This is a genomic window from Marinobacter daepoensis DSM 16072 (assembly GCF_000421165.1).
Classification (GTDB): Bacteria; Pseudomonadota; Gammaproteobacteria; order Pseudomonadales; family Oleiphilaceae; genus Marinobacter; species Marinobacter daepoensis.
The window spans coordinates 450,015-463,221 of the sequence record NZ_ATWI01000008.1 but is presented as its reverse complement, the minus strand read 5'-3'; the positions used below and the strand labels follow the sequence as shown (position 1 = coordinate 463,221).

The window sequence follows — 13,207 nt, the reverse complement described above, 5'->3', positions numbered from 1 at the left end:
CATGCACCTCTTCACCAGATTATGTGGTTTGATCGCGCTGGTGGCCGCTTCGGTCTCAACCCATGCCGGTACGCCAGAGCAGGCCGTTCTGGAACAGTTTCATCAAAGCATCAAGGTGGGCTACAACACGCTGACGACAGAAACCAGCACCTTGCTCCGAGCAGCGTCTGCTTACTGCGAAGAACCCACGACCAACCACAGAAAAGCGCTTAACAAGGGATGGCTGGACGCCTTTCTGGCCTGGCAGGCCGTTCGCTTTGTCAATTTCGGGCCCGTGGAGAACAACAATCTGGCCTGGCAATTCCAGTTCTGGCCGGACCCGAAAAACCTGATCGCCCGCAAGGCAAAGACCATCCTGAAGGCAGAGGCGCCCGTCACCAGCAACCTCATTGAGCAGTCCGGCGTTGCGGTTCAGGGATTCCCGATGATCGAATTTCTGCTGTTCGACGAACAGCAGAGTATCGGCCAGGACGCCTTGCCTGCCCCCAGATCCTGTGAACTGCTGATCAAGGTGGCAGAACATGTGAACCACAACACCGAGGCATTGGCCAGCCAATGGTCCGATTTCAGGCCCCACTATCTAGCCAACGCGCTCTATCAGGAGACAACACTCAAAGCCGGCATGACCGCGCTCGAAATCCTTGAAGAGCGCCGGCTGGCCCAGCCGATGGGGCTTCGGGGCAATGGTCGGCGTAATCCCTATATCGCGGATGCCTGGCGCAGTGGAAACAGCCTGAAGGCCGCCAAGGCTGGCGTGGCTGGTTTGCAAAACCATTTCCTGCCGGGGCTGACCACGCTGCTGGATGCCCGCGGGGAATCCAGCCTGGCCAGCCGCATTCGCGCTCAGTTCAACAAAGTGGCTGATAACTTCCCTGCTGCTGACGCCCCCATGCAGACGTTGCTTGGCGACGACGACCGCTTCCGGGCACTTCAGGGGCTATACGTAGACGTTTCCCAACTGGCCACCCTCGTCAACGATGAGGCCGCCGTCGCACTGGGGGTGATTCGCGGTTTTAACTCCAGTGATGGCGATTAACCGGAGACGACCATGTCGATCCATCGAAGATCTTTACTAAAAGCTACGCTCGCCGGGTGCGCCACAGCGACTCTGGTCGGCTGCTCCCTGCTCCCAAGGAAAACAGGCAGCCAGCCGGAACGCTATTCGGGCGCCGTCGGCCTGCCAAACGGTGGCTTTGGCGTCAGCGCTTTCGACCGGGCCGGCGCTACCCTGTGGCAAGCCCCGGTCGACACCCGCTGTCACAGTGGCTGTAACCGCCCCGGCCAGGATGAGATTCTTTTTTTCGAGCGCCGCCCCGGCTGGTCTTTTTATGTCTTCGACGCAGCAACCGGGCAGCGCCGGCACCGGATTCTGGCGCAGAACGGAGAGCACTTCGTGGGGCACGGCGTGTTCTCCCCCGACGGCCGCTGGCTGTACACCACCGCCAGCCGTTATGAGCAGGGACAAGGCATTGTTGCCGTTTACGACGCCCAACGGGGGTACCAACGCACCCAGACCTTTGAGCTGGGCGGCATCGGGCCCCATGAGATCACCTTGCACCCCGACGGCAATACGCTTGTCGTGGGTCTGGGAGGCATTCTTACCCACCCGGATTATGACCGGATCAAGCTCAATCTGGACACGATGGCACCCGCCCTGATTCTGATGGACCGGCACTCAGGAAGCATAACGGGGCGCCTTGCCCCTGCCCACCATCATCAAAGTACCCGGCACGTCAGCACCAGTGCCAACGGCCAGATTTATGCTGCCTATCAGTACCAGGGCCCGCGCCATGAAACACCGGCTCTCCTTGCCCGGCTCGAAAACGGACAGCTTCGGGAATACCGGTTTGATCCCCTCACCCAGTCTGCACTGGGCAACTACATCGCCAGCGTGGTCGCCCACCCGGAGAACGATCTGGTGGCCGCGGCCTCACCCGTGGGCGGTACCGCCATCCTCTTTCAGGGCAGCACGGGGGCGCTGATCACTCGCCTTTCACTGCCCGATTGTGCCGGCATTCAGTCGCTCGCCGGCGGTGACTTTCTGGTGTCCTCAGGGCAGGGAAAACTGGTACGCCTGAGCGCTCACTATCCAGCTCGAGAGGTGGCCCATCTGCCTGTCCACTGGGACCATCATCTGGTCTGAGCAGACGCCCATCCTTTGGCGGATAACTGGTATGCTTGGCAAAATTTTTTTCAGAGGACGGTCTCTTGTCAGCCACCAGAACAGACACCCTGGACCAGTTGTACAGCCTGATCGCCAACGAGGAAGACGCGCGGGTCTGCAAAGACATTCCGGAAGCGGCCTGTCGGGAAGTCCCCCGTAACTTTTTCCTGATTATGGTCAGCAACGTCCTCACAAACCTGGGCGACCTGCTGATCAGCCCGAAAACCGTGCTGGCCTGGCTGGTGAGCGCAGTGGGTGCACCAGCCCTGGTGGCGTGGCTGGTGCCCATCCGGGAATCTGGCTCCATGGTTCCCCAGATGATGATTGCCGCCTGGGTACGCCGGAAAGCGGTTCGCAAGTGGTTCTGGACACTGGGCAGTTTCGGCCAGGCAGTGAGCGTGGCCGCCATGGCTGCCAGCGTCTGGTTTCTGGAAGGCTACGCTGCAGGCGGAGGCATCATTGCATCGCTGGTAGTGTTTTCGCTGGCGCGGGGATTCTGCTCGGTTGCCATGAAAGACGTTCAGGGTAAATGCATTCCAAAAACCCGCCGGGGGCGCCTGTCAGGGCTGGCAACAACCATAGGCGGAACCGCCACCGTCATTCTCACCGCCGCTCTTTTCTGGGACCGGGGTGATCCGACCATTGCTTTCTATACTGCCCTGCTCTTGCTGGCAGCCGCTCTCTGGGTGATCGCCGGGATTCTGTTCGCCAATGTGGAAGAATACGAAGGCGAAACCGGAGGCGGCAACAATGCCATAACAGAGGCGATACACAGCCTGTCGCTGCTACGTGATGATGTGCCGTTTCGGCAGTTTGTCATCACCCGGGCTTTGCTGCTGTGCTCGGCCCTTGCCTCTCCTTATTTTGTGGTACTGGCCCAGAGAGAATCCGATATTGGCTGGCTGCTGGGCGTTTTCCTGCTGGCCAGCAGCCTTGCCAGTTCACTCAGCGCCAGCTTCTGGGGCTGGGCGGCCGACACCTCCAGTCGCCGGGTCATGATTCGCGGCGCCGCCATGGCCAGTGGGGTCTGTCTGATGGTCGGCCTGCTGGCACTGGTGTTTGGCCCCGGCTTCGGGGGCGCCTGGTTCTACCCGGCGGCCTTCTTCGTGTTGAGCATCGCCCACGCCGGCGTCCGCCTGGGAAGGAAAACCTATCTGGTGGATATGGCCGGTGGTAACAAGCGCACGGACTACACCGCCGTCAGCAACACCGTGATCGGTCTTCTGCTATTAGTGACTGGCGGTTTCACGGCGGCCCTGTCGCTGATTTCAGAGGTCGCGGTCATTCTGGTGCTGGGCCTGATGGGACTGGCGGGTATGATGAGCGCACTGCGTCTGAAAGAGGTCACCGAAGAGTGAGGCAAACAGCTCTCAGAATGGGGGCTTGCCGTCATTCAGGGCCAGAGCACCCTTAACGGTCCGGTATATCACCCAGATGGCGATGCCGATCAGAATGAACCAGCCGATAATCAGCATCGCCGTGATCATGCCCACGACACTCCACAACAGCCCGATCCAGAATGTACGGATCTGCCAGCGGAAATGAGGTTCAATCCAGCTGCCACGGACATCATCCAGCTTCACATAGTTAATGATGACCCCCACCAGAGCTGTCATGCCACCGGTGAAAAACGCCAGGGCCTGCAACAGATAGACGGCCACGGCCAGGTTTCTGGCTGAGTCAGGGCCCTGAGGCTGCTGGTCTCTGGAATTTGCCGGTATGTATTCAGGTTCGGGCACGTCAGGTCTCCTTTTTCACGCCAGCGGCAGTCTACCACAGCCCAGGCGAGCGCCCCGAATCATCCATGCTCATCAGGCCGGTAGCCAATCCGAAAACCGCCCCAGTGTTTGCCGTTCACATAAACAGGGACCGACAAATCGTGCATGATCTCGCCGGTATCCCTGCGATAGGTCTGGAGCAGCATGGGCTCTGTGTGGCTACCACACCGTATCCCCGTTCGGTCGTTGAACAGTCGTTTACTTCGGCTTTTAATCAGGTCCACTTCCCGGTTACCGGTTGGTGGGTGTGCAAAAGCCTTGTTGTGAGTCGGCACATAACCGTCGGGGGCGCAGGCGATCGAGAAAACAATCGCCTCGTGCGCATTCTTGATGGATTCCTGAACGGTCGGCAGTACCTGGTCTGTGTACTGATCAAAACGACTGGAATACTGCAGAGGGTCGGTATTGGGAACCGGCTTGCGTTGCTTATCGAAAAGCGCCGCCTCATCCAGCCGGCCATCTTGTAACGCCCGCTCAAACAGGCTGGAGATCTGCGCGGCACCTTCCAAAGCCTGTTCATAGAAACGTCGATGGTAACTTTCGCTACTATTGAGCGCGAACGCGGCGTTGGCCATTTCCGCCAGCTCCATCAGCGTCGACGCCTGGCCTGCCAGAGACGCCACACTGGCATCACTCTCTGAAAGGTGGTCCCGGACGGTTTCAATCGCCGAGAATACCTGGGCAAGGCTCTGCTCGTTGCTCTGGTCAATTTCAGCAATCCGTGCCACCTGTTGCTGAACGCGGTCAGACTGATCACGGATCTGATCCAGCTGCCCGCCCACGCCCTCAACGGACACCAACCCCGCTTCCACTGTGGCTGCCAGGGACTCGATCCGGGATACAATCAGTTTGGTGTCATTCTGGATTTCATCCAGAGTTTCCGCTACCTCACTGGTTGCCTGCGCCGTCCGCCCCGCCAGTTGCCGGACCTCATCCGCCACCACGGCAAAGCCCCGGCCCTGTTCACCCGCCCGAGCTGCCTCAATGGCTGCATTCAGGGCCAGCAGATTGGTCTGTTCCGCAATCCCCTGAATCGTGGACGTAACCCCCTGAATTTTTCCGGACTTCTCATCCAGCGCCTGAATCAGACGAAGGTTTTCAGCAGACTGCTGGTGCACCAGCCTCACACTTTCGATGGCAGACACCAGAGACTGGCGACCTTCCACACTGACTTCACGGTTCTGCAACGCCATGGTGGCTGCGTTGGCTGCCTGTTCAGACGACTCTCGCACAGAGTCTGTAATCCGGCCTGCGTAATCCGCCATCTGGGCCGTTTCTTCGACTTGTCGGTCAAGGCGCTGTTTGACCTGATCTGCGGCAAAAGACACTTCTGCCGCAGAAATCGCGTTCTTGTCGGCGCTGGCCGAGAGCGTTTCAACAAGCGCCTTGCCCGCACGGGCATCGGCCAGCAGTTGTGCGCACCGCACTCGCAGAGGGTGGTTACCCGCCAGGGAGCCATCGTTCAGGCCGTCAAGGCTTCTCTCTATCGGCTCCAGCACGCGTACCACCAGATAAACGGCTGCAACGGCCAGCCCCGACAGCAACCCGATTAAAAGCGACGCGGCATCCAGCCCGATCACTGGAGCCACCAGTAAACCGGCGAGACTGAGCGCAACGGCAATGCCCGCTCCCCAGAGTAGTACAGTGCGGTCGAGTAAACCCATGGTGCCCTCACCTTTATCATTGCTAATACAAGCATATTGTTATGTCAGGCCAGCCCTGAGAGTAATGAAATGACAGGGGTTAATAACTCCTACTTTAGTGGATTAAAGATACCACTAATGCAGTGTCTGTATGGTTATCGGCCCCCGCGGAAAAATCTGAAACACAAAAAGAAAAGCCCGCGCTGAATCAATCAGCACGGGCTTTTTAAAACGCCGGGGCGCACGTCAGGCCATTCAGGCTCCGATCACACCACCGTCGTTGCGGGTAACGATCACCGTGGCGTCACGAGGGCGATCTTCCGAGGCGTTCGGCCAGTTGGCTCGCGGATGCTGAATGTTCACGAACATGTTGCTGGTATCCGGAGTGGTCACCACCCCCGTCACCTCACAACCAACAGGCCCCACAAAGAAACGCCGGATATCCCGGGTTGCAGGGTCTGCCGCCAGCATCATCTGGTTACCAAACGTCTCATTGCTGTAGCCATCGGTCTGAATCCACAGACGGCCATTGTAGTCAAACCACAAACCATCCGGGCTGTTAAAGATGTTCTCATCTCCCAGTGTTACCACAGCTTCACCATCAACGACGGTTTCCGTTCCCTGCTCACCGGCAAAGACAAAAATATCCCACTCGAAAGCCATCGCAGCATGATTCCCATCCGCTTCGGTCCAGCGAATGATGTGGCCATTGATGTTGTTGGCAATCGGGTTGGCTGCATCTGTCTCAGCGTCCGTGCGCTTGCTGTTATTGGTCAGCGTGAAGTACACATCACCATTGTTCGGATCAACCGCGCCCCACTCCGGGCGATCCATGGGGGTCGCACCGGCAATATCAGCTGCCAGACGGGTATTCAGAAGCACATCCGCCTGACTGTCGAAGCCGTCAAAGACAATCCCGCTGCGCCCGACTTCCTTGCCTTTTGCGGCTGCAACTTTACCTGCGAAGGTTTCGTCCTTCAGGGACAGCGACAGCCACTCACCGGTACCGTCATCATTAAAACGGGCCACGTAGAGGGTGCCTTCGTCCAGCAGGGAACCGTCGGCGGAAGCCGCGTAATATGGGCGCGCGGAAACAAACTTGTAGATGTATTCGAACCGGGAGTCATCACCGGAGTAGCAGACAACAGGCTGACCCTCTGTAACCGGAGCGAAGATCACCCCTTCATGGCCAAACCGGCCAAGCGAGGTCCGCTTCTGAGGTTTGCTTTCCGGGGAGAACGGATCGATTTCAACCATGTAACCAAACGTGCAGGCTTCATTGCGGTAATCCGTTTCCGCCGAGCCGCCCGGCGTCGGGGTTACGTCAAAACGACGATACTGATCGAGACCACTGTCGGCCTTCTCCCAGTCGTAACGCGAACTCCCGCCAACCCCATGACGCACATACTCTCTGGGGCGAGCCGCCTTGTCGGTATCAAAGGCAAAGTAACCGTGCCAGTTTTCCTCGGCCGTCAGATAGGTGCCCCAGGGTGTCGGCCCCATGGAGCAGTTGTTCAGCGTTCCGCGGGTTTCAGTGGCATCGAGACTGTACGGTGTGACCAGTTTTCCATAGCCACGCAAAGGGCCACGGATGTCCATGGCTGTGCCACCGGTGATACGACGGTTGAACCGACTGCCAAACACCACGTCCCACTTGCCCGCGCTGTCTTTGCGAATGTGCACCACGGAAACACCGTGCGCCGCAATTTCCTTGCGGACCTCATCGGCCGGGCGTGAGCCGTCTGCGTTGCTGGTGGCACCGTTGGTGTGAATCGCGCTCTGGTCGATGTACTCATGGTTCATCACCAACAGACCTTCTTCAGAGCTGTTACCACCAGACTTCACATCAATCGGGTAGAAATGCATGCCATCGTGATGCATGCCAACTTGCTGTTCCTGCTCAGCACCGGTGTTAGAGCCATCGGGACGATACTCCGGATAAGAGCCGGTGATCGGGGTCCCCCAGGGCAGGAAGGCCTCAGCAGTGTAACCCTCGGGTACTTTCACTTCATTTGCGGTAGAAACGGGGATGGCCTGGAACCCCAGTTTGGTATCCACCTTCGGGGGCAGGACGTTACCACCAGTATCGTCATCGTCGTCACTATCACTGCCACAACCCACCAGCCCCAGGCCCATCACGCCTGCCAGAGCCGCGCCCACACTGCCCTTCATCACCGTACGGCGCTGCATACGAGCAGACAGAACCTCATGAAAGGGCGTATTTTCAGAGTGGTTAACCACCGGTTCGTAGTTCGGGTCAAGGTAATTAGGATCAAGGTCGTGCTTGGCCATGATTTGCCTCTCTTGGATTAGTAGACGAGTCCTTTGTTTCAAGAGGCAAGTGTCGGAAAGATATGTGACAGGAGATAAACGGATTTAAGACAGATTCATTAACGTTCGATGACAGGGATTCCGCCTGGGAAGGAACGGGGCCACACCGGCCCCGTAATCCCGCAACTCAGGATCACTGAGTCATCTCGTCGTAACCTTCTTCCATGGAGTCAGCGGCTTCGTCCATGGAGTCGCCGACCTTATCGGCGGCTTCTTCAAGCTCGTCACCGGCGTTTTCAGCGCCTTCCTGCATTTCGCCTATCACCCCTTCGTCCTGGCCTGTCGCTTCTTCCCAGGTTTCTTCCGTGGCGTTGGCAGCGTTATCCATCATTTCCTCGGCGTTTTCACCCGCCTGTTCAAAATCCGCGCCTTCATCGCTCTCTGAGCTACAGGCGGAAAGTCCAAGCGTGGCCACCAGTGCGAGTGCGCTCAAGGTAAACTTCTTCATAACATGTCCCTCTGTCGGTATATGTTTACAACGCCAACAGAGTAGAGGGAGCACCGGACCAATAGCAATTACCGGGCAATTACTCTTTCGTTAACCGCTCACCGTCAATCATGATGATATGGTCTGCCGCAACAACCTGGCCTTTGCTCAGGACAACAAAATCTCCCCCTGCCCGACTGAGTATCTCCCGGACCACCGCATGAACCACGCACACCTGACCATTCGGGTCCTGATAAATAATTTCGGCCAGACGCATAGCCTGAGCATATTCCAGCAGCCGCTGCTTGGCAGCCCATGACATGGTGGCTGGCGAGAGGTTTGAGGCATTCATTCGTCGCATCCCTGTTTTTGTTGTTTCCTGAAAGGATGGACCAGCGCACCTGAAATCGCCACCTGCCCCCCCAAATGTCATCCCGGGCCAGTTTAAAGGCCAGCCAACCCTCCGTGTTGTATTGACAGATTGTCCGACATAAATTCGGAGAAGAATCACAACAAACTCCACGGAGGACCTGAGATGAATGCCAAAGCCACTCCCCCACTCAACGAGAAAGCGACACCCGAGACTGAGCACTGGTCAGACCCCAAACGCTACCTCTGGCTGCTAGGCCCAGCCTTGCCGGGCATCGGCCTGGCCGCACTGACCGGGTATGCCCTGGCCCCCAAAAAACTCAAGGGGCTGGCCTGGACAGGGCCGGCTCTGGTTCACGCCATCATCCCCGCACTTGACCGCACAATCGGTGAAGACAAGAGCAACCCGCCAGAGTCTGCGGTCCGGTCTCTGGAGCAGGACAAATACTACGACCGGATCGTCAAAGCTTTCATTCCGACCCAATATGCCATGACCTTCATGGGAGCCTGGCTGGCCAGCCGAAAGAAAACACCCCTGGAAGACAAAATTGGCCTGGCCCTGACCGTAGGCGCTATCAATGGTGTCGGCATTAACACGGCACACGAGCTGGGACACAAATCCAACAAGCTGAACAAACTGATGGCCATGGCAGCCCTGGCCCCCACCGGTTACACCCACTTTGTGGTAGAACACAACTTTGGCCATCACAAGCGGGTGGCCACACCGGAAGACCCCGCCAGCAGCCGGATGGGCGAGAGTTTCTGGAAGTTCCTGCCCCGCACTGTGTTTGGCGGCATCAAGTCTTCGGTGAAAATTGAAAAGGCGAGGCTGGAACGCAAGGGTAAGAGTTTCTGGAGTCTTGAGAACGAGCTTCTGCAGGGCTGGGCCATGACCGCCGGGTTCTTTGGCGCAACCACGCTGGCCTGTGGCCCAAGGGCCGTGCCCTTCCTGGCGGCACAGGCGGTGTACGGAGCCAGCCTGCTGGAAAGTGTGAACTACATTGAGCACTACGGTCTACTGCGGCAAAAAGACAAAAATGGCAAATATGAGCGGACAAAACCAGAGCACAGCTGGAACAGCAATCACATTGTAACCAATCTGTTCCTGTATCAGTTACAGCGGCACTCTGACCATCATGCGCACCCAACCCGGAGCTTTCAGGCGTTGCGACATTTCGAGAAGGCGCCACAGCTGCCGGGTGGCTACGCATCGATGTTGCTGCCGGCTTACCTGCCGCAGTGGTGGTACGAGACCATGGATAAGCGGGTGATTGATCACTACGAGGGGGACCTGTCAAAGATCAACTGGGACCCTGATCGTAAAGAAGAGCTGATGGCGAGGTATGCGGATTATGCAGCCACGGTAGCTGCAGCTCGTCGGGCTGACAGTTCTTCGGAGCCTGAAGCTGCCTGAGGTCTGACTGATTTAGTGGTCTGATTGCCGGCCCTGGCCTGTTGATCAAGGTGCCGGCTTACTTCCCCTTAAACACCGCCTCCCTCCGCTCCAGGAACGACTGGATGCCTTCTTGGACCTCTTCACTGGCCATCACCGGCCGCAGTTCCGGAAACAGGCACTCCCTGGCCACCTCCTGACCTTCGGAAATGGCAAGCCTGGACGACTTCAGACTGCCCTGAACCCCCAAGGGCGCGGCCTTAGCGATCTTTTCGGCGATTTCCATGGCCTTATTGAGCTTGTTCCCCGGGTTCCACCAGTTCCTGGATCAGGCCCCACTGACAGGCTTGTTCGGCGGCCCATTCGTCTCCGGTGAGCAGGTAACGCTGGGCATTGCCCTAACCGATTTCACGCGGCAAACGGATGGTGGCTCCACCGCAGGCGAAGATGCCTCTCTTCACTTCCAGCTGAGCAAAGCGAGTGACTCTGGCGGCAATGCGGATATGGCCTTGTTTTTCGACGTCAACCAGCGACATCAGAACCACTCCGCTTTCATATTCAGACAGGTATCGTCCTGATTGCGCAGCAGCACCAGATCCTGCGCTACGGTCGGCAATTCCCAGTGGAAAAAGTACTGAGCCGCCTGCAGCTTACCCTGATAGAAGTTGCGCTCAACGTCGCTGTTGGCGGACGCCAGCGCGGTGGCGGCGGCGTTGGCCTGTCGCAGCCACATCCAGGCGACCACAATATGGCCGAACAGATGCAGGTAACAGCTGGCGTTGGCCAGCGACTTATCAACGTCTCCACTCATCAGGGATCTCCCCAGGCTCTGGGTAACTTTCACCGCCTGTTGCAGGGTCTCACTGAGTGACAGCGCCCATTGCTGGCAGCGATCGGTACTGGCCGCTTGCAGGTCGATCTGCATTTCCTGCATCAGCAACTGCAGGCCGTGGCTTTGGTCCTGCCAGATTTTACGCCCCAGCAGATCCAGTGCCTGAATGCCGTTGGTGCCCTCGTGAATCGGGTTCAGCCGGTTGTCCCGCCAGCACTGCTCCACCGGATACTCCCGTGTGTAGCCTGCCCCGCCATAGACCTGAATGGCCAGATCGTTCGCCTTGGGGCCGTACTCCGAGGGCCAGGCCTTGATCACCGGGGTCAGCAGATCCAGTAACTTGCCAGCTTCCATCCGTTTCTGTTCATCCGGGTGCGTCTGCTGGTCGTCCATCAGACGCGCGCCATAGAGACACAGAGCCAGCCCGCCTTCACTGTAGGCTTTCTGCGCCAGTAGCATCCGGCGCACATCCGCATGCTCAATGATAGCAACTTGCGGGCTCTCCGGGTTCTTCTCACTGGCTTTTCGCCCCTGCAGACGATCTTTGGCATATTCCAGGCTGTGCATATAGCCCCGGTAACCGATAACGGCCGCCCCAAACCCGACACCGATGCGCGCTTCATTCATCATCTGGAACATGTACTTCAGCCCCTGATGCGGTTCACCCACCAGATAGCCGTGGCATGGGGCATCATCACCAAAACTCAGGGCAGTTGAAGTGGTGCCACGGTAGCCAAGTTTGTGGATAAGGCCGGCCAGGCTGACACCATTGCGTTCGCCCGGATTGCCATTCTTATCGACATGGAACTTCGGAACGATAAACAGCGAAATCCCTTTTACACCGGCCGGGGCCCCTTTGATCTTGGCCAGTACCATGTGAACGATGTTCTCGGTGAGACTCTGCTCGCCACCAGATATGTAGATCTTGGCGCCTTTGATCAGATAGTGACCGTCGTCAGCAGGCGTGGCCGACGTGCGAATGTCAGCGAGGCTGGACCCCGCGTGAGGCTCGGTCAGCGCCATCGTGCCGCTGTACCGGCCGTTGAGCATATTAGGCAGAAACCTGGATTTCTGATCGTCATTACCGAAGACACGAATCAGATTGGCAGCGGCCGTGGTAAGGAACGGATAACCTGCCGTACCCGGGTTGGCTGCGGTGAAGAAACCATTGCAGGCGGCCATGATGGTTTCCGGAAGCTGCATGCCGCCAAGATCATGGTCGTAACGGCCCGCCAGGAATCCGGCTTGCGCATAGGCATCGAACGCCTGCTTAACCTCCGGGAGCATCTCAATCTGGCCGTTGACGAACCTTGGCTCGTCTTTGTCAGCGGCGCTGTTGTGGTTCGCGAATGTCTCTCTGGCCATTTTATCGGCCATGTCGATGACCGCATCAAAAGTATCCCGGCTGTGTTCGCTGAACCGTTCGCGGCCCGTGAGGGCCTGAGTGTTCATCACATCGTAGAGCTGGAATTCAAGGTCTCGGCGGTCGATGAGGGTATCGGTCATTGATTCTCTCCTGTTGATTGGCTCTAGCGTCTCACACGGACTATGGTTGTTGGAATTGTCATTTCTGACATATTCTTGGTGGATTCCGCCATCCAGGAGCTTACTGGAATCGGTCATACGAACGGTGGGGTATGAAGACGTCAGTTCATTCAGTCGATTGTTTCGCCGGCACACAGGCCTGGCACCGGGCGCCTATCGTGCCCGATTCGGCCGTTAGTACTGTTTTACTGATCGCATTTCGATCTTTCGTAGCGTTTCACTGGCCCGGGTTATGCATCAAACTGGGATATAGGCGTTTTTTTGCCGCTTTACGTAAACAATCTTGACAGTCATAGCCGTTCGGGGAGGTCGTTTCCATGAACGCATTGCTGAAGCAAAATCGAGTCGACACGCTTAGCCGGCTTTACGACATGAAGCGTAAACAACTGGCACAAGCCAGCCAGCAGGGCAACAGCCTTCGCTGCCAGGTTCTGGAAGCCGAAGCGGAGGCCATTTTCAACGCCCTGAAATCCGCTCGATAATACACAGGCACCTTACCCTGAAGTGCCCATACCGGGCAGACAGGTGACAATTTTCGGTGCCTAAATCCGTCAGCCGACTTGACCTTGCCAACCGGCCACGTATTATCATTTCTCAAGTTTGACGGACGGAGCAACCATGACCGAAAGGTCCACCGGCTGCACAGTATCTCTAGCCAAGCCCAAAACTGCTGATCTATACCAACAGCGGGGGCGTCTTCCCTTTTTCCCGGACCCACCTTTCCC

At 57.7% G+C, this 13,207-nt stretch carries 14 protein-coding genes; 6 read left to right on the top strand and 8 right to left on the bottom strand.

Annotated features, from left to right (window positions below):
* Window position 1: 1 nt before the first annotated feature.
* The 3 genes from K325_RS0102770 (at window position 2) to K325_RS0102760 (ending at window position 3,522) form a co-directional block, all read left to right on the top strand.
* Complete coding sequence (locus K325_RS0102770; RefSeq protein ID WP_029652727.1) at window positions 2-1,036, top strand: imelysin family protein; 1,035 nt, start codon at window positions 2-4, stop codon at window positions 1,034-1,036.
* 12 nt (window positions 1,037-1,048) lie between these two features.
* Window positions 1,049-2,143: a DUF1513 domain-containing protein gene (locus K325_RS0102765; RefSeq protein WP_029652726.1), complete on the top strand. Its 1,095-nt coding sequence runs from the start codon at window positions 1,049-1,051 to the stop codon at window positions 2,141-2,143.
* 65 nt (window positions 2,144-2,208) lie between these two features.
* Window positions 2,209-3,522, top strand: coding sequence for an MFS transporter (locus tag K325_RS0102760; protein ID WP_029652725.1), 1,314 nt, complete (start codon window positions 2,209-2,211; stop codon window positions 3,520-3,522).
* Between the two features lie 12 nt (window positions 3,523-3,534).
* Here K325_RS0102760 and K325_RS0102755 read toward each other — a convergent pair whose 3' ends face one another.
* From K325_RS0102755 to K325_RS0102735, 5 genes are all read right to left on the bottom strand, one after another.
* Entirely contained in the window at window positions 3,535-3,903 is a 369-nt protein-coding gene (locus K325_RS0102755; RefSeq protein WP_029652724.1) for a DUF4870 family protein, read from the bottom strand.
* 59 nt (window positions 3,904-3,962) lie between these two features.
* Window positions 3,963-5,606 carry a methyl-accepting chemotaxis protein gene (locus tag K325_RS0102750; RefSeq protein WP_029652723.1) on the bottom strand — a complete coding sequence of 548 codons (1,644 nt, stop codon included), beginning with the start codon at window positions 5,604-5,606 and terminating at the stop codon, window positions 3,963-3,965.
* Between the two features lie 234 nt (window positions 5,607-5,840).
* Window positions 5,841-7,877 carry a PhoX family protein gene (locus K325_RS0102745; protein WP_029652722.1) on the bottom strand — a complete coding sequence of 679 codons (2,037 nt, stop codon included), beginning with the start codon at window positions 7,875-7,877 and terminating at the stop codon, window positions 5,841-5,843.
* Between the two features lie 172 nt (window positions 7,878-8,049).
* Window positions 8,050-8,364, bottom strand: a complete 315-nt coding sequence (locus tag K325_RS0102740) for a hypothetical protein (protein WP_029652721.1) — start codon at window positions 8,362-8,364, stop codon at window positions 8,050-8,052.
* A gap of 79 nt (window positions 8,365-8,443) precedes the next feature.
* Complete coding sequence (locus tag K325_RS0102735) at window positions 8,444-8,695, bottom strand: hypothetical protein (protein ID WP_029652720.1); 252 nt, start codon at window positions 8,693-8,695, stop codon at window positions 8,444-8,446.
* A 183-nt stretch (window positions 8,696-8,878) separates the two neighbouring features.
* Here K325_RS0102735 and K325_RS0102730 point away from each other — a divergent pair, with 183 nt between their 5' ends.
* On the top strand, window positions 8,879-10,126 hold the full coding sequence (locus K325_RS0102730; protein WP_029652719.1) for an alkane 1-monooxygenase: 1,248 nt from the start codon (window positions 8,879-8,881) through the stop codon (window positions 10,124-10,126).
* Between the two features lie 58 nt (window positions 10,127-10,184).
* On the opposite strand, the gene K325_RS18775 is transcribed toward K325_RS0102730, so the two are convergent.
* The 3 genes from K325_RS18775 to K325_RS0102720 form a co-directional block, all read right to left on the bottom strand.
* Window positions 10,185-10,391, bottom strand: a complete 207-nt coding sequence (locus tag K325_RS18775; RefSeq protein WP_228128376.1) for a Clp protease/crotonase-like domain-containing protein — start codon at window positions 10,389-10,391, stop codon at window positions 10,185-10,187.
* Between the two features lie 112 nt (window positions 10,392-10,503).
* Complete coding sequence (locus K325_RS18770) at window positions 10,504-10,641, bottom strand: hypothetical protein (protein ID WP_228128375.1); 138 nt, start codon at window positions 10,639-10,641, stop codon at window positions 10,504-10,506.
* The gene (locus K325_RS0102720; protein WP_029652718.1) at window positions 10,641-12,443 is read right to left on the bottom strand and encodes an acyl-CoA dehydrogenase; all 1,803 of its coding nucleotides are present in this window, start codon (window positions 12,441-12,443) and stop codon (window positions 10,641-10,643) included. The genes K325_RS18770 and K325_RS0102720 overlap by 1 nt, the downstream gene beginning before the upstream one ends.
* Here K325_RS0102720 and K325_RS18910 point away from each other — a divergent pair.
* Complete coding sequence (locus tag K325_RS18910) at window positions 12,427-12,660, top strand: helix-turn-helix domain-containing protein (RefSeq protein WP_420835441.1); 234 nt, start codon at window positions 12,427-12,429, stop codon at window positions 12,658-12,660. The two genes, K325_RS0102720 and K325_RS18910, sit on opposite strands and share 17 nt — an antisense overlap.
* A 139-nt stretch (window positions 12,661-12,799) precedes the next feature.
* The gene (locus K325_RS18665; RefSeq protein ID WP_169441752.1) at window positions 12,800-12,964 is read left to right on the top strand and encodes a hypothetical protein; all 165 of its coding nucleotides are present in this window, start codon (window positions 12,800-12,802) and stop codon (window positions 12,962-12,964) included.
* The last annotated feature ends 243 nt before the right edge of the window (window positions 12,965-13,207 follow it).